Below are 16,210 nucleotides of genomic sequence, written 5' to 3'. Positions count from 1 at the left end.
CCGGTTTTCTGTTTTTCTGTACCTGATCCAACGGGATAATCGTGCAAAGCTCCTGAAAAGCGAGTATCACATGTCTTACCACGATCGGCTGGCGGCTTGACTGTCCAGCACTAGAAGGAGATTCGAATTCCTCAGAACCCAGCAGCTACAAAGGTTGAAGTGGATTTGGGCTCTGCGAAAGTTGAGTAAATAAAAAGTAGAAATCGCTTGCAGTTGTTCCCATTCTTTGGGACAGCGTCTTATGCCGTTCCGTGTCTATCCGTTTAGTTCAGGTCAGAGGCGGCACTTTCCCGCAGGAGCTGTTACTTCACGCCGGATGAGGCCTCTTTTCTTCTGGGCCGTCCGCTCGCGCCGACGATCCAGTGTCCTCCAGGCAGCAAGGACAGCAGTCTGCTCAATCCCAGCGCGGCGCAGGCAACGATGACAAAGCTGACCCCGGCCGCAGCCAGGTGCAGGTTCTGAAGGGGGAGGCTACGGGTAAAATAGGCGACACCATACAGGAGCAGTGCATGGCACAGGTAAGCGCCGAATGAATATTTTCCCATCCATGCCAGCATTCTGCGGAATCTTCCGGGCGCGGCTTCCGGGTGTGGCCGGAGCAGCAGCCCGTACAGCAGCAGCATCTGTGATACGATAAGCAGAAACGTGCTTGGCTTGAGATAGGTGGATATATTCAGGTTCATCACATCCCCTGATTGCCGAAGCAGCGTATATCCCATCATCGTAAAAAGGAACAGGAAAACCACGGCGTTCCACGGCAGCGTCTGCTGTGCAAACTCTCTCCATGACCGGATCATGCTTGCGCACACTGCTCCCAGGAGGAAGTAAAAGAAATACATCACAAAAATATACGTCCGGTGCTGGAGTAAAAACTGCAGCGGGCCCGCCAGCCCGGACTGCCAGGCAGACATATCGTAATACGACCAGTGCATGAGCAAGGCATAAGCCGCTCCTACCACACCCAGCATGATACCTGTCCGTACAGCGTTCCCCGTACCGTCCCCTTTAAGGAAGAAAGCTTTGATTCGGTTCCAGACCCGGCCCAATAAAGGAAACAGAATATAAAACTGAAAAATCATCACGACAAACCAGAGATGGTAACCGCTGACGGGGATGATCATTTCACGCAGCAAGCTCTGCCACCAGCCCGGAGCGGTCAGCGGGATATCAGACCAGCTTCGGGACACAACCCAGTAAATTACTGCCCAGACCATAAAGGGAACATAGATATCTCCGAATCTTTTACCGAGCCAGCGCACATTTTCCGCAGCCGGGCGGCTTTTATAGTTATAAAACAGAAGAGCGGCCGACAGAAAAGCGTAGGTTGGCGTGCCGAAACGGGTTAAATGATAGATGATGCCCAGCATGACGGAGTCCGGCAGCTGGATGTCTGCTCTGTAAATGTATTCACCGATAGTGTGCTGGAGGACGATCGCCAGAAACGCCAGTCCGCGCAGCTCTGTCCATTCCTCAATACGCGGTTTGCTTAACGTTTTTTCCAATGTTGTTGCCCCTTTTGCTTAGTCTTGTAGCCTAGATCCCGATCTGCCTGTCCATTGTAACCCCTCAAGATTAAGTCCTGATTAATTTATTTTCACCAGACTGGCAGTCATATTAAACAGGCAGGTTCACAATTGGGGTGAATCCGTTTACAATTTATTGCGAAGGCAGATATATATAAAACTTTATATCCGGCTGTGGAGGGGGCAGCATTATTTCATGAAAAAGACTCTGCTGGTTTATATGCTGATCATCGCGGTATTTGTGCTGTACCTGTTCCGCTATGCGGCAGAAGGACGAGAGAAGGGCGCCTGGGAGGACCAGGGATTGCACGGGGATATCGGCGAGACTTATGTGATGATTACGTTTCAGTCGGGTATGGAATATTGGAAGAGCATTCTTAAAGGTTATGAGGACGCGGCAGATGCGCTGGGAGTATCCATTGAATACCGCGGAGCGACCCGCTACGATGCCCAGGAGCAGCGGCTTGTCCTGGAACAGGCGATCGCCCGCAAGCCGGCGGGCATTGCGGTCTCAGCCATAGATCCTTATTCGCTCCTGCCAACCATCAACAAGGCGGTTGAGGCGGGGATTCCCATTGTGCTGTTTGACGCGGATTCACCAGGGAGCCAGGCCTACTCCTTCCTGGGGACGGACAATTATAATGCGGGCGTCACCGCCGCCGACAAAATGGCTCAGCTGCTGGGAAGGAAAGGAAGCGTCGGCATTATAACGATTAACAGTCAGCAAAATCATGAGGAGCGGACGCAGGGCTTCAAGGATACGATTAAGGACCGCTATCCGGGCATGAAGGTCATTGCCACGGCGGACGGGCGTGGTGATCCGGTGAATGCGCGTGAAGCGGCATCGCGCATGCTGCAAAAATATCCCGATTTGTCGGGAATATTTGTCACAGATGCTGCAAGCGGAGCCGGGACTGGTGAAGCGGTTCTCGGGGCGAAGCGTATCGGCTCAGTCAAGATTGTCAGCTTTGATACGAACAAGGCAACCCTGGACATGATTCAGGGAGGCACTATCTCGGCCAGCATTGGACAAGGCACCTGGAATATGGGCTACTGGTCCCTTCAGTACCTGTTTCATCTGCATCACGGATTGACCGTCCCCGCGCCATCTTCATCAGGACAAAATACACCGCTCCCGGTCAGGGTGGATACGGGTATATCCGTGATCACCAAAGCGAACGTGGATGATTATTATGCCAAATAGCAGATGGACAGACAGGCTGTCGGTCATGAGAAGGAGCGGCTGGCGCAACCTGAAGGATATGCCCTTTCGCTACAAGCTGATCGTGTTGTTTCTCATGATCGGCATCGTTCCGTCGCTCGGTCTGGGTTTGCTGGTGAACTGGACCGTAGAGCGCATTGTCGAGCGCCAGGTCGAGGGGCATACGATGCAGTTGATCGGCAAGGTGAACGAAACGCTGGACAGCCGGATGGAGAATTTGCAAAATATGACGTATCTGATCGGATTTCAGCCCCAGGTGGCCGGGTTCATGGAGAGCAAAACGCCTGCGGATGGTTATACGGGCGACGAAGCGGAAGCCAGAAAACGGTGGGCCGCGCGGATGACCGCCACAGCAGGGAGCAGGAATGATGTGTATGACATCAAGCAGTTTCTGCAGGGCTTCACCACCCTGTATCCGGAGATTGCAGGTATCATGCTGGTGAATGGACACGGGGACTACATCAGCAATGAAATGTACGCCAAGGGGGAACAGAGCCTGGCAAGCGAAACGTGGTACGCCCGGGCAGCGGAAAATGAGGGGATATTTACAGTCATCGGACATCCGGCCGGTCGGGGGATTATTTCCCATGTCAGCTACCGGGACAGCGAAATTATATCGGTCGCCCGCTCGTACACGGATCCGGAAACGGGCAAGGTGCTGGGAGTCATTCTGATTGATTTGAAGCTGCGCGCCATATCACACACAGCCCGGGATGTGACGCTGGGCAAGACGGGATATCTAATGGTGACCGATGCGGAGGGCAGCAGTATATTTATGCCCGACCGGCCCTTGATCAGGCATATTCCGCCTGAAGCCTTCGGTTCCGGGGAAAGCGGCTCTTTTACAAGGACGGTTGATGGGAAAAAGCTGCTCTTTATGTACCGTTCATCCTCCTTCACAGGCTGGCGGACGGTCGGCGTCTTTCCGGCGTTGGAAGGCGCGATGGAGGTTAGGCAAATTCAGTTTTATGTCTTCTGCTTCCTGTTCGCGGTCTGTCTGATCGGCATCAGCGCCTCCCTCACACTGTCCCGCTCAATCGCCGATCCGATCCGGCAGCTGATGGCCCGCATGCGTCATGCCGAATCGGGGGATCTGACGATCCGCAGCCATAGTGACAGGGGAGATGAGATCGGCATGCTGGAAAGAAGCTTCAACCGCATGCTGACACAAATCCGCAGACTGATGTCTTTAAACGAACTGAAAGAGCGCCAGAAGCGGGAGGCGGAGTTCAGGAGCCTGCAGGCTCATATTAAGCCTCATTTTCTATACAATACTTTAGATACGATTCACTGGATGGCGAGGAAAAAGGGGGCGGAGGATGTTGCGGAAATGGTGGAAGCTCTGTCCAGGCTGTTCCGTATCGGCCTGAGCAAAGGCGAAGATATGATCCGTGTCCAGGAAGAAATGGAGCATATCGAAAGCTACCTGCGCATTCAAAAAACGCGATACCGGGACCGTCTCACCTGTGAAATAGACATCACGGACGGGATCGGAAGCTTGTATGTATTGAAGCTGCTGCTGCAGCCGATTGTGGAAAATGCCATCTATCATGGAATCAAGGCGCGGCGTGGACCGGGAAGAATCCGGATCGAAGCGGGCAACGTGGATGGCAGGCTGCTGCTTGCCGTCACTGACAATGGAGCAGGCATGCCGGAGGAGCGGCTGAGAGAGCTTGAAGGCATGCTGGAGAACCCGCTGCAGGCGATTGAAGGGCAGGAAGAGGGACAAGGGGGGAGAAGCTACGGCATGCTGAATGTGCAGGCCCGTATCCGTCTGGCCTTCGGGGATGAATACGGCATCCGGCTGGAGAGCAATCCAGGCGAGGGCACCAGGGTAACGATCGTTCACCCCCTTTTGCATGAGAATGTATCGAAAAATGGTTCAGGGAGGGATCAGAGTGACAGCAGGGTATCAAGTGGTGATCGCTGATGATGAACCGATTATTCGGGAAGGAATACGCGATACCGTCGATTGGGAGGAGCTTGGCATGACCGTGGCCGGTGAAGCGGAGGACGGGGAGGAGGCGTTTGCCCTGGCTCTGGAAAAGGCCGTCGATATCATGCTGGTCGATATGAATATGCCTTTCATGGATGGCATTGAATTAATCCGGCGGCTGCGAGCCGAGCGGCCAGGCTGCCGCTTCGTCGTCATCTCGGGCCATGATGAATTCGCGTTCGCACAACAGGCGCTGCGGCTCGGGGTGGAGGATTATCTGCTGAAGCCGGTGGATCCGAAGCAGCTTCACAGTGTGCTCTCCCGGGTTGGCCGCGAGTTGGATGAGGAACGGCAGCATGATCATTATCTCAAGCTGGCTTCCGAGCAGATTGACCGCAACATCCCGCTGCTGCGGCAGCGCTTTTGCCAGGAATGGATGGAGGGGCTTGTGGCTGGGGACGAAGCGGAGGAGCGGCTGGATTTCCTGCGCCTGCCCCGCAAGGTCCCCGTACAGATTGGCGTCGTCCGCTGGCCTGCCATGGCGGCACGTGAATCGCTTATGAAGGAGAACGACAGGCAGCTTTTCCTGTTTGCTGCTGAAAATATCGCCTCAGAGCTGCTCTCTCCCCTGCCGCATGTCATTTTCCATGATCAGACGGGACTGATCGGCATATGCCTTTGGGAGGAAGCGCCGGAAGAAAGCGGAGCGCTGATTGAAAGAGAGGTCGGCAAATATCTGAACATTGCGGTTCAGGCTTGTTTTGAAGCGGTAAGCGGTGGCATGTCCTCCGTTCCGGAAGTGTACCGGCGCTGTCGGGAGCAGGTGTATCAGGAAGCGCGTCTGTCCCCGCTTGTCCGGCGTGCGCGCCAGTTGATCGGGGAGCGTTATACCGATCAGGAGCTGACGCTGGAAGGGATAGCCTCCCAATTGCAGGTCTCGCCTGTATATCTGAGCAGGGTGCTGAAAAAGGAGCTGAACACCTCATTTGTCGGCCTGGTCACCGGTGCACGAATTGCCAAGGCGGTGCGGCTGCTGGATTCGACAAGCCTGCCGGTGCATGAAATCGCCCTGCTGTCGGGTTATGACAGCCAGCATTACTTCAGCACGGCGTTCAAAAAAAGAATGGGCGTATCACCAAATCAGTACCGCAAGGGATCGGCGGCAAAATAACCGTGTAGGGATAACGGAAATCGTTATCCCTATATAAAATAACAAACAGATTATATTTTCCTGAATAATGTTTAAGCTAGAACAATTCTCATTTTGCTCTCTGCATTTCGCTTAATATTCTATTCATAAAACTATGCAATGTTGTGTAGGGATTCATTTCAGCAATATTATGCCCAATATCAAGTTTCTGTTCAAATAATCTACTCTCAATTTCACGAGCATGTTTTATTGCTAATTTTAAATTTTCTCCATTCCCAATGATTTGTCGAATAATACCTGAAGAAGCTTTTCTATAGTTCTTCCCTAGAGCATTTGATAATCTTTCATAAATTTTCTTTTTAGTATTAGAGTTGCTATATTCAGGTGACTCAAAATGCATAAGTAACCACACTTCAAAAAGGAGATTTGTTAACAGTAAGTTATATTTATGAGGGGAAGCATTCATTAATGTAATTATTTGTTGAATGTCCTTAGGCGAGTCACAATCGAAAACTAAATTTTTCTCATAAGCACTGAACTTACGAGCATTCTGCTCGTTAGATAAAAAGTTTTCTGCGAAATCAAAGACCCTTTTAGCATTGCCATTAGCGGGTATGGATTTTATGTCTAATTCGGAATATTTGTTTCGGTTTTTTTCTATAATCTTTGAAAAATAATCAAAATAATAATGTTCAGTTGGGCCTTCACAGAAAAGAAGAACCCTCCCTAGATTACTTTCTTTTATTTCAATTTGACGTTGAGCGAAAGGATTTAGTCGTGGAATTTTATTCACCACCTAATTTTTATAGGATTTAAATATTGGTATCGCTCCATATTTTCCATTAAAGTAATCTTTACTGTAAGAGGCATCTTTTCGAACTGATTTTAAATCAGCTAAAGAGTATAAAGAAGACTCCCCTTTATTATTTTTGTCTACAAATAAAATTTCATCTCGTCTAAATTGCTCTTTATTTAACAAAGAGGTGTCATGCGTGGTAAAAATAAGTTGTGCATTATTAGAATTCTCTTCTGATTGAAATAAGTCGACTAGAAACTTTGTTAAAAGCGGATGTAATCTTGCCGACAATTCGTCAATAATAAATACTCCACCATTCTCAAGTAAGATTAGTATCTCTTGAATGAAGGAAAGAAAACGCAAAGTTCCTGATGATTCTTGAGAAAGATCAAACACTTCGGACGAGACTTTTTCACCCTCTTCATTAAAGATGGGATGTACAGTTTTTACTACATCTTCCTCTTCTTGTTCTCCCCTTTTAGTTCTAAGTACTCTTTCAACTATTATATCGTCTATCCCAACATCAATTTCCTTAATATAATCTACAACTTTATTTCGAAACGCCTCATCTTCAATTAAACGTTTAGAATATAAGGCATATGAACCTATTGTACCTTTAACACTTATTTCAAAAATAACTTCGAAGTATACATTAAACCTTTCTTGAAAAAAGTTTTTAAATAGATCAACTAACCTTTTTATCTCGTCTGTTGCAAAGAAATCCAGCACAGATAGGTACAATCTATCCTCACGATATTTATTCAAGTTTTTTAGTTGACTTTTATATTTGTTCCCATAAATTATACTTGAGTTATCTCGTTCATACACCAAGTCATCATTAATTATTAGCCACTCAGATAAAACTTTTTTGTGCTCAAAAGAAAAGCCATATTGAAAAAGAATTTCTTTGTGTAAAAAGATCATTTCGAACTCAATACAATTATCAATTTCTTTTTTTAATAAGTATGGTCTTATAGATGGTAAACGTTTTGAATTGATTTCTTCAAGATCATTAGAGGAATTCTCATTCGATTTCCCTTGGAAAAGCTGACTAAAAATATATTCTTCATAACAATAAAGAGCACTTATTAAGTTTGATTTCCCGCTCGCATTAGCCCCATAAATAACTAAGGTTTTCAATAAATTAAAATTACTACTCCTGCTAATGTGTGAAGGGTGTTCTCTATAAGAAGTAGCACGTAAATCTAGTATGAACTCATCCTCAAAAGATGAAAAGTTCTTTGCCCTAAACATGATAAGCATGAATAGACACCTCCATTACTTCGAAATTATCTCAACAAATATATATGATTATCATAAATCAACTTTAATATACCACTTTTTTTCGAAAATCACGAAAAAAAGATCATTTAAGCAATCCGAATTTTAAAATTAGCACAATGAATTCCTTTAGTTTAGTAAATTTAGAAGTGCTTTGTCATAAATGATGCTGAACTCAACTGCAATTCAAGAACTTATTTTGCAAGTTTTTTTAACAGTTTGACTCCTGAAAAGATACATGTCAGTAAATAAAAAATTCAGCTTGAGCATCTAGAAAGCAAAACAACCTTTGTATTATTACGGGTGTGGGGTTACTGGGGGATCCTGAAATAAAAAAGTTAAAATTTTATAAAAAAGGTTGCTTTGCTGCAAAGACCGTGCGAAAAGCCGATGTTAATATTAAACAGAGAAATGAAAGCGTTATCTATTTTATTGGAATGAACTGCATTTTGCCATTCAGGTCAGTATCAAGGAAGGAGAGTTCCGCATGAAAAAAGGGGCTGTTGTGCTGCTCGTTCTCCTGCTGGCTGTCGTATGCACCGCTTGCAATTTGGCGGAAAGCAGTGCGGGAGATAAAGAAAAAGGTTACATCGGCATCGCGATGCCGACCAAGTCCTCCGAGCGCTGGGTAGCGGACGGTGAAAATATGGTGCGCCTGTTCCAGGAGCAGGGTTACAAAACCGATCTGCAGTATGCCGAGGATGTAATTGAGAACCAGATTGCCCAGATCGAGAACATGATCACCAAGGGTGTGGATGTCATCGTGATTGCCTCCATTGACGGCAATACGCTGACGGACGTGATCAAGAAGGCCCATGATCAGGGGATTGCGGTCATTTCATATGACCGGCTGATTCGTAATACCGAATATTTGACCTACTATGCGACCTTCGACAATTTCAAGGTAGGCCAGCTCCAGGGCTCCTATATCGAGGAAAAGCTCGGGCTGAAGGAAGGCAAGGGGCCTTTCAATATTGAATTATTCGGTGGTTCGCCGGATGACAATAATGCCTACTTTTTCTTTGACGGAGCCATGTCCGTGCTGCAGCCCTACATCGATTCCGGCAAGCTGGTCGTAAGAAGCAAGCAGATGACGATGGCACAGATTGCGACGCTGCGCTGGGACGGGGCACTGGCTCAGTCGCGCATGGACAATTTGCTGAGCGCTTACTATTCGGCGGAGAACCTTGACGCGGTGCTGTCCCCTTATGACGGCATCAGCATCGGGATCATTTCTTCCCTGAAGGGCATCGGCTACGGTACGGAGAGCAAACCTCTGCCAGTCATCACCGGGCAGGATGCGGAGCTGGCCTCCATCAAATCGATTGTAGCCGGTGAGCAGACGATGACGGTATTCAAGGATACGCGCAAGCTGGCCGAGCAGACAGTGAAAATGGCCAACAGTATTCTGAAAGGGGAAAAGGCGGAGGTAAACGATACGACTTCTTATGATAACGGCATCATGGTTGTCCCTGCTTATTTGCTTGAACCGGTATCCGTGGACAGGACGAATGTGGAAAAAGACATTGTGGGGACCGGATATTACACTGCTGAGGAAATCGGGCTTTAACGGCCGGCAGAACGGCAAACGGTGCAGCACAATTGGTTTCATGAAGGGAGCGATGACGGAATGTCCGGAACGATTCTGGAAATGCGAAACATTACGAAGACCTTTCCCGGCGTGAAGGCGCTGGAGAATGTCAATCTGAAGGTCAAAGCGGGGGAAATTCACTCCCTTTGCGGAGAGAACGGGGCAGGCAAGTCCACACTGATGAAGGTGCTGAGCGGCGTGTATCCCCACGGAACGTATGAAGGCGATATCCTGTTCGAGGGCAAGGTATGCGAATTTAAAAATATCAAGGACAGCGAAGAGCTTGGCATCGTTATCATCCATCAGGAGCTGGCATTGATCCCGGACCTGTCCATTGCGGAAAATATTTTTCTCGGCAATGAACGTGCCAGCCGCGGCATTATTAACTGGCATGAGACACAGGTCCGCACAAGGGAGCTGCTGGCCAAGGTCGGACTGCACGAAAATCCGAATACGCTGGTGACCAATATCGGGGTCGGCAAGCAGCAGCTGGTGGAAATTGCGAAAGCGCTGTCCAAAAGGGTGAAGCTCCTCATTTTGGATGAGCCGACTGCCGCCCTGAATGAAGACGACAGTGAAAATCTGTTGAACCTGATGCTTGAATTCAAGAAACAGGGCATCTCCTGCATTCTGATCTCGCACAAGCTGAACGAAGTGGCCAAGGTGTCCGATTCCATTACGATACTGCGTGACGGCAAAACGATCGAGACGATGGACATGAAGCAGGACGAGGTGACCGAAGACCGCATCATCAGCGGCATGGTGGGCCGTGACCTGACACATCGTTATCCTGAACGCGATCCGAAGATTGGGGACGTAATCCTGGAGATCAAGGATTGGACGGTATACCACGAGCATCATGCGGACCGCAAGGTGCTGGACCGGGTGAATATGAACATCCGTAAAGGTGAAATCGTCGGCATTGCGGGATTGATGGGGGCTGGTCGCACGGAGCTGGCCATGAGCATTTTCGGCAAATCCTACGGCAGGAACATCAGCGGCACCCTTCTGAAGGAGGGCAGGGAGATCCGCAACCATACGATTAATGAGGCCATTGACAACGGTTTTGCCTATGTGACGGAGGACCGGAAGGAGTACGGGCTCATTCTGATGGATGATATCAAACGTAATATCTCTCTGACCGGCCTTGCCAAGCTGACAAACGGTATGGTCGTGAACGAACGTGAAGAAGTGCTGGTGGCGGAGGATATGCGTAAACGAATGAACATCAAGGCACCGAGCATTTTGCAGAAAACGGGCAATCTCAGCGGTGGCAACCAGCAGAAGGTCGTGTTGGGCAAATGGATTTTCGCCGATCCGGATATTCTGATCCTGGATGAACCGACACGGGGCATTGACGTCGGGGCCAAATTTGAAATTTATACGATCATTCACAAGCTGGCTGCCGAGGGCAAAGGTGTGCTGGTCATTTCCTCCGAGCTTCCCGAGGTGCTGGGCTTGTCTGACCGGATTTATGTCATGAACGCCGGACAAATTACCGGTGAAGTCAGCCGGGAAGAGGCATCGCAGGAAGTATTGATGAGATATATGACCAAGTCGGGAGGGGTATAAGCATGGAAACCATATCGAAAATGTTCAAAGGCAATGTCCGCCAATACGGCATGATTATCGCGCTTGTTGTCATTATGCTCCTGTTTGAAATCCTTACTGGCGGACTGCTGCTGCAGCCGATCAATATTACGAATCTGATTTTGCAAAACAGCTATATTCTCGTACTGGCCATCGGCATGGTGCTTGTCATCATTACGGGACACATCGATCTGTCGGTCGGGTCCATCGCCGCTTTTGTAGGCGCAATTTCAGCCATCATGATGGTGGATATGCAGCTTCCGCCATGGCTCGCTGTCATCGCATCCCTGATCATCGGGGGGCTGATCGGGGCATGGCAGGGCTTCTGGGTTGCCTATGTGCGGATTCCCGCCTTTATCGTCACACTGGCCGGTATGCTGTTGTTCCGCGGTTTGACGATGATCGTGCTGGAAGGGCAGTCGATCTCCCCTTTCCCGGGCGGGTTCCAGAAGATCAGCTCAGGCTTTATCCCGGGCTTCGGCGGGTCGGGCATGAATATGGTAGCCATTCTCGCCGGGATCGTGCTGACCGTCTGGTATATCATTAACGAGCTGCGCGACCGCAAGGCGCAGAGCAAGTACGGATTTGAACTGTCCCCGCAGGGGCTGTTCATTCTGAAGCTGGTGGTTGTGGCTGCGATCATTAACGCATTCACGATTGTACTTGCCAGCTATTCCGGGATTCCCAACATTCTTGTGCTGCTCTTTATCCTGATCGTGGTGTACTCCTTCGTGATGAACCGGACGATTATGGGACGCCATATCTATGCGCTGGGCGGCAGCGAAAAAGCAGCAGGCTTATCCGGTGTCAAAACGAAAAAAGTCACCTTCTGGGTGTTTGTGAACATGGGCGTGCTGTCCGCCGTCTCGGGTCTGATCTTCGCTGCCCGTCTGAATGCGGCGACGCCGCGGGCGGGCACCAACTTCGAGCTTGACGCCATTGCGGCCTGCTTCATCGGCGGCGCTTCGGCTTCGGGCGGGATCGGCACCGTGTTCGGCGCCATTATCGGCGGCCTCGTTATGGGCGTGCTGAACAACGGGATGTCGCTGATCGGTCTCGGTATCGACTGGCAGCAGGGCATTAAAGGACTCGTATTGCTGCTGGCTGTGGCATTTGATATATACAACAAGAATAAACGGGCTGTATAACCTTTCCGCTTGCTTCATAAACTTAAGCCCTGTCAGACACAGCAACTGATGTAAGGTAAAAAAACGGCAAGCCTGATCTCCTTTGGGAAGAGCGGGCTTGCCGTTTGTTGTGTATATCCGCAGCTGCAGCCGGGAGCGGATGCCGTGAACCGTGAAAAAGCCGTGTTAACCTGCGCTGCCTGCTTCCTTCGCGTGACGGTACAGGTCCGCATAATACCCGTCCAGGGCCATCAGCGTTCCATGTGTGCCTTGCTCGACGATCTGCCCGTCCTTCATGGCGATGATGTTGTCTGCATGCATGACCGTGGACAGGCGGTGGGCGATGACGATGGTGGTGCGTCCAGTGGAAACGGTGTGCAGGGCCTGCTGCACGAGCTGCTCGGTATGTGAATCCAGATTGGCAGTTGCTTCATCCAGAATAAGAATTTTCGGTTCAAAGACGACGATCCGGGCAAAGGAGATCAGCTGCCGTTCACCGGCGGACAGTCCGCTCCCACGTTCGGACAGCAGGGTGTCATAGCCTGCCGGGAGCCGCCCGATCATCGGATGAGCTCCGACGAAGCGGCAGGCTTCGATGACCTGCTCACGGGAAATGTCCTGCCGGAACAGCCGCACATTGTCGATGATGGAGCCGGAGAACAGGAACGGCTCCTGCTGAATCAAGCCGACCATCCGGTGCAGAAGCTCCTGCGGGATACTGCGGATATCGTTGCCATCAATCCGGATGCTGCCCTCCGATCTATCGTAGAAGCGGTTGAGCAGGCTGATCAAGGTGCTTTTGCCGGCTCCTGTCGCGCCTACGACACCGATCATTTGGCCTGGTGCAATGTGGAGATTGAGATTGGTGATGACCGGCATATCCGGGTTGTAGCCAAAGCTGACATTTTCAAAATCGATCCGTCCCTTCACATCCTCCGGCTGCAGAGAGGCAGTCTGCTCCGGACGGGGATCGCGGACATCCGGCTCTGTTGATAAGATCCGCCAAATCCGTTCCATGGACACTGTTGTGGATTGCAGGGTATTCCACTGGGATGTAATCTGGTTGATCGGCTGAAAGAACTGCCGAATATAACTGATGAATGCATACAGCACCCCGAACTGGATGGCGCCGTCCAGCACGGCTTTGCCGCCAAGCCAGACGATGAGCGCCAGCGCGGCATTGCCGAGAATGTCGAATGTTCTGTTAAACAGCACGTTCGACCGGACCTGTCGGATGTTGGCGGCCAGATAATCCCGGTTCTGCTCGTCAAAACGGCGGATTTGCTCCTTCTCCTGCCGGAAGGACTGAATCAGGAACATGCCCGCCAGATTCTCGGCCGTGAAGGCGATCAGGCGGGACAAGCGGCTGCGAGCCTGCTGGTAGGTCCTCCGCAGGTAGGAGCGGAAGGAAACGGCGATGATGGCAACAACCGGCAGAATAAGTACTGCATACCAGGCCAGCAGCGGGTCCAGTTTGAACATGAAATAGATAATGAGCACCAGCATCATGCCGTCACGGATGAGACTGAGCAGCACCTGGGTGAAGAACTGGCTGATCGTCTCCGTGTCACTGGAGACGTTGGTTACGAGACTGCCGGTGTGAAACCGGTCGAAGAAAGACATGGACAAGCGGGAAATATGACCAAACAGATCCTTGCGAATACGGGCAACCACACTTTGTCCAGCATACTGCAGCAGATTGTTTTGCACATAAGTGAAAGCGAAGCTGATAGCTGCCAGAGCGAAATATACAAGGCTGATTCCGACCAGAAAGCCGGTATCATTCCGCCCGATTGCCAGATGATCATCAATGACGATTTTTACGAGATACGGCTGCAGGAGGTCGGCGGAAATTCCGAGCAGCGAGCACAGCGCGATGGCCGTGAAGGTCCAGGCATGGGGGCGGGCGTAGCTTAAAATGGCGCGAAACGCACTCGCTTTGCCCTTCACCGGTCTCTCGGGTTCATGACCTGTTGACACGGTACTGGTCTGCTGCATCCTGTAATCCCTCCTCCTGCAGTTTGTGCATGGCTGCGTAAATTCCTTGCCGTGCAAGCAGCTCGGCATGTGTACCGGATTCCGCCATTCTTCCTTCCTCAAGCACGATAATATGATCCGCATGCATGACCGCACTGATGCGGTGCGAGACGATCAGTGTCGTCTTTCCTTTGCGCATTTTGCGCAGGCTGGCGAGGATGCCCTTCTCCGTCATGGCATCCACGGCGCTCATGCTGTCATCCAGAATAAGCAGCGATGAATTTTTGATCAGGCCGCGTGCAAGGCTCGTGCGCTGCCGCTGCCCGCCAGACAGGGTGACACCGCGTTCGCCGAGCCGTGTCTCGAAGCGGTCGGGAAAGCGGATGATATTGTCATAAATCATCGCCTGCCTGGCCCCATCCTCGATGTGGCGCATGGGTGCGGAACGGTCGCTGAACGCAATGTTGTCGCGAATGGTGGTGCTGAACAGGAAGCCGTCCTGCGGCACATAAGCAATGGTGGAACGAAGGCTGTCAAGCGAGTATTCATGAATGTCACTGCCATTGATCCATACGCTTCCCTCGGGAGGGTCATAAATGCGCAGCAGCAAATGGATAAGAGTGCTCTTCCCGCTGCCAGTCCTGCCCACAATGCCAAGGGTCTGCCCCTCGCGGATCAGCAGGTTCAGATCCTTAAGGGACGGCTGGCTGCTTCCTGGATAGCTGAAGGTCAGACCGCGCAGCGCAATATGTTGAACGGAGGAAAGAGTCACCGCTTGATCGCGGTCGCGGACGTCGGGCATTTCAGCCATCAGCTTATTTACCCTTTCCAGGGAGGCGCCTGAGCGCTGCATCATGTTAATGACATTGCCGATCTGCTGCAGCGGTCCCGCGATGATGCGCAAATACAGGATAAGGGCCACAAAGCTGCCGAGTGTAACGCTGCCGTGCATGACCATCATACCGCCGGTAAGCAGCGAAATGACAAGCGAGATGGAGCCGAGAAACGGAAGCAGTGCCTGAAACAGTGAGGACATCCGCACAAGCTTCAGTTGCTTCTCTGTAATGTCGTCCACCTTTGCCCCAAAACGCTCACGAGTGATGTCTTCGACGGCGAACGTTTTGGAGACCCGGATGCCACCAAGCTGCTCCTCGGCCGCTTCCGTCATGGCCGCAATCGTCTCCTGCACACGCCTGGATCGGTCACGAATGCGCGGGCCGAAGTAGACGACGAGAAAAGGGATCAGCATCAGTGGCCCCGCACTAATACAGATGAGCAGGGGAGGTATTCCGCTCGCCAGCATCATCACGACACAGGAGAGAAGTAAAAAAACGGCGTTTGTTGTCTGGGTAATACCATTAGAAATGGCTTCCCGCACATAGGTCACGTCGTTCATGACATAGCTGAGCAGCTTGCCGTTGCCCTGCTTGGCATAGTACTGTACACCAAGCTCGGAAAATTTGCCGAACAGCTTGTCGCGTGTGAAAAATTCAAAACGTCTGCCCAATTTCATAACGGTGTACTGCCCGAGCGCAAACAGTACATTGTAGGATACGGCAACGGCAAGCAGCAGCAGACTGTAGCGGATCACATCCTGCATGGTGAGCAGATCCTGCTGGAGACGGTCGGTAAAACGGCCAAGCAGCAGCGGAAGCAGGGCTTGATCGATATTGGAGGCGATGATGAGCAGAACAGCGGCCATGTATACCGCCCAATGCTTTCTGACATAATCCTTTAATAGTTCCTTATCGTTCAAAGGGCTCGCTCCTTTCGGACGGATAAACCGTCAGGCAAGAAAAGGGCAGGCGCTCCTCCTGACGCGCCGTGCCCTTTCAAGCGAATATTTTCCGTTCTGTATATCATTACATATTCTTGCGAAAAAGAACGGAGTTGTCAACGTCGGGCTGTATCTTTTTCTATGCTATGTACGTATAGACTACAAGAGGTAGTTCAAAAAGTCATCTTTTGATCACGAAGGAAGTCAGGAAGCGGACTCGACATCGAATCTTGAATTCAG

Annotated in this window: 11 protein-coding genes; 6 read left to right on the top strand and 5 right to left on the bottom strand. The window is 50.6% G+C overall.

The features are described 5' to 3' along the window. Window positions 1–302: 302 nt before the first annotated feature. Entirely contained in the window at window positions 303–1,502 is a 1,200-nt protein-coding gene (locus ACE41H_RS24390; protein ID WP_375358169.1) for an acyltransferase, read from the bottom strand. A gap of 217 nt (window positions 1,503–1,719) precedes the next feature. On the opposite strand from ACE41H_RS24390, the gene ACE41H_RS24385 reads away from it, so the two are divergent. The 3 genes from ACE41H_RS24385 to ACE41H_RS24375 are packed head-to-tail and all read left to right on the top strand — an operon-like array spanning window position 1,720 to window position 5,852. Then, entirely contained in the window at window positions 1,720–2,727 is a 1,008-nt protein-coding gene (locus tag ACE41H_RS24385) for a substrate-binding domain-containing protein (protein WP_375358168.1), read from the top strand. Continuing rightward, entirely contained in the window at window positions 2,717–4,675 is a 1,959-nt protein-coding gene (locus ACE41H_RS24380; protein ID WP_375358167.1) for a cache domain-containing sensor histidine kinase, read from the top strand. Before ACE41H_RS24385 ends, ACE41H_RS24380 begins: the two co-directional genes overlap by 11 nt. Next, on the top strand, window positions 4,644–5,852 hold the full coding sequence (locus ACE41H_RS24375) for a response regulator transcription factor (RefSeq protein ID WP_375358166.1): 1,209 nt from the start codon (window positions 4,644–4,646) through the stop codon (window positions 5,850–5,852). Before ACE41H_RS24380 ends, ACE41H_RS24375 begins: the two co-directional genes overlap by 32 nt. An 88-nt stretch (window positions 5,853–5,940) precedes the next feature. Here ACE41H_RS24375 and ACE41H_RS24370 read toward each other — a convergent pair whose 3' ends face one another. Together ACE41H_RS24370 and ACE41H_RS24365 are read right to left on the bottom strand one after the other, a co-directional pair. Then, window positions 5,941–6,624, bottom strand: coding sequence for an RloB family protein (locus tag ACE41H_RS24370; RefSeq protein WP_375358165.1), 684 nt, complete (start codon window positions 6,622–6,624; stop codon window positions 5,941–5,943). A gap of 3 nt (window positions 6,625–6,627) precedes the next feature. Beyond that, complete coding sequence (locus tag ACE41H_RS24365) at window positions 6,628–7,890, bottom strand: AAA family ATPase (RefSeq protein ID WP_375358164.1); 1,263 nt, start codon at window positions 7,888–7,890, stop codon at window positions 6,628–6,630. 505 nt (window positions 7,891–8,395) lie between these two features. Between ACE41H_RS24365 and chvE the strand changes: the two genes are divergently transcribed. From chvE to mmsB, 3 genes are read left to right on the top strand one after another with little or no spacing between them, the layout of a single operon-like run. After that, the gene (gene chvE, locus ACE41H_RS24360) at window positions 8,396–9,478 is read left to right on the top strand and encodes a multiple monosaccharide ABC transporter substrate-binding protein (RefSeq protein ID WP_375358163.1); all 1,083 of its coding nucleotides are present in this window, start codon (window positions 8,396–8,398) and stop codon (window positions 9,476–9,478) included. Window positions 9,479–9,538: 60 nt separating this feature from the next. Beyond that, the gene (mmsA, locus tag ACE41H_RS24355) at window positions 9,539–11,071 is read left to right on the top strand and encodes a multiple monosaccharide ABC transporter ATP-binding protein (RefSeq protein ID WP_375358162.1); all 1,533 of its coding nucleotides are present in this window, start codon (window positions 9,539–9,541) and stop codon (window positions 11,069–11,071) included. Between the two features lie 2 nt (window positions 11,072–11,073). After that, window positions 11,074–12,237, top strand: coding sequence for a multiple monosaccharide ABC transporter permease (gene mmsB / locus ACE41H_RS24350; protein ID WP_375358161.1), 1,164 nt, complete (start codon window positions 11,074–11,076; stop codon window positions 12,235–12,237). A gap of 165 nt (window positions 12,238–12,402) precedes the next feature. Here the strand turns inward: mmsB and ACE41H_RS24345 are convergent, their stop codons facing one another. Then, a complete protein-coding gene (locus ACE41H_RS24345; protein ID WP_375358160.1) occupies window positions 12,403–14,214 on the bottom strand; it encodes an ABC transporter ATP-binding protein in 1,812 nt (603 codons plus the stop codon). Then, window positions 14,180–15,949, bottom strand: a complete 1,770-nt coding sequence (locus ACE41H_RS24340; protein ID WP_375358159.1) for an ABC transporter ATP-binding protein — start codon at window positions 15,947–15,949, stop codon at window positions 14,180–14,182. The genes ACE41H_RS24345 and ACE41H_RS24340 overlap by 35 nt, the downstream gene beginning before the upstream one ends. Between the last annotated feature and the right edge of the window lie 261 nt (window positions 15,950–16,210).

The organism is Paenibacillus enshidis (assembly GCF_042136365.1).
GTDB lineage: Bacteria > Bacillota > Bacilli > Paenibacillales > Paenibacillaceae > Paenibacillus > Paenibacillus enshidis.
Note: the sequence above shows the minus strand (reverse complement) of the source record. Positions and strands in the feature narration are given on the sequence as shown.

What these genes read in the sequence shown, in the direction of transcription:
- mmsB (WP_375358161.1), top strand. Translation starts at nt 11,074, where the DNA reads ATGGAAACCATATCGAAAATGTTCAAAGGCAATGTCCGCCAATACGGC.
- ACE41H_RS24385 (WP_375358168.1), top strand. Translation starts at nt 1,720, where the DNA reads ATGAAAAAGACTCTGCTGGTTTATATGCTGATCATCGCGGTATTTGTG.
- chvE (WP_375358163.1), top strand. Translation starts at nt 8,396, where the DNA reads ATGAAAAAAGGGGCTGTTGTGCTGCTCGTTCTCCTGCTGGCTGTCGTA.
- ACE41H_RS24380 (WP_375358167.1), top strand. Translation starts at nt 2,717, where the DNA reads ATGCCAAATAGCAGATGGACAGACAGGCTGTCGGTCATGAGAAGGAGC.
- mmsA (WP_375358162.1), top strand. Translation starts at nt 9,539, where the DNA reads ATGTCCGGAACGATTCTGGAAATGCGAAACATTACGAAGACCTTTCCC.
- ACE41H_RS24365 (WP_375358164.1), bottom strand. Translation starts at nt 7,890, where the DNA reads ATGCTTATCATGTTTAGGGCAAAGAACTTTTCATCTTTTGAGGATGAG.
- ACE41H_RS24345 (WP_375358160.1), bottom strand. Translation starts at nt 14,214, where the DNA reads ATGCAGCAGACCAGTACCGTGTCAACAGGTCATGAACCCGAGAGACCG.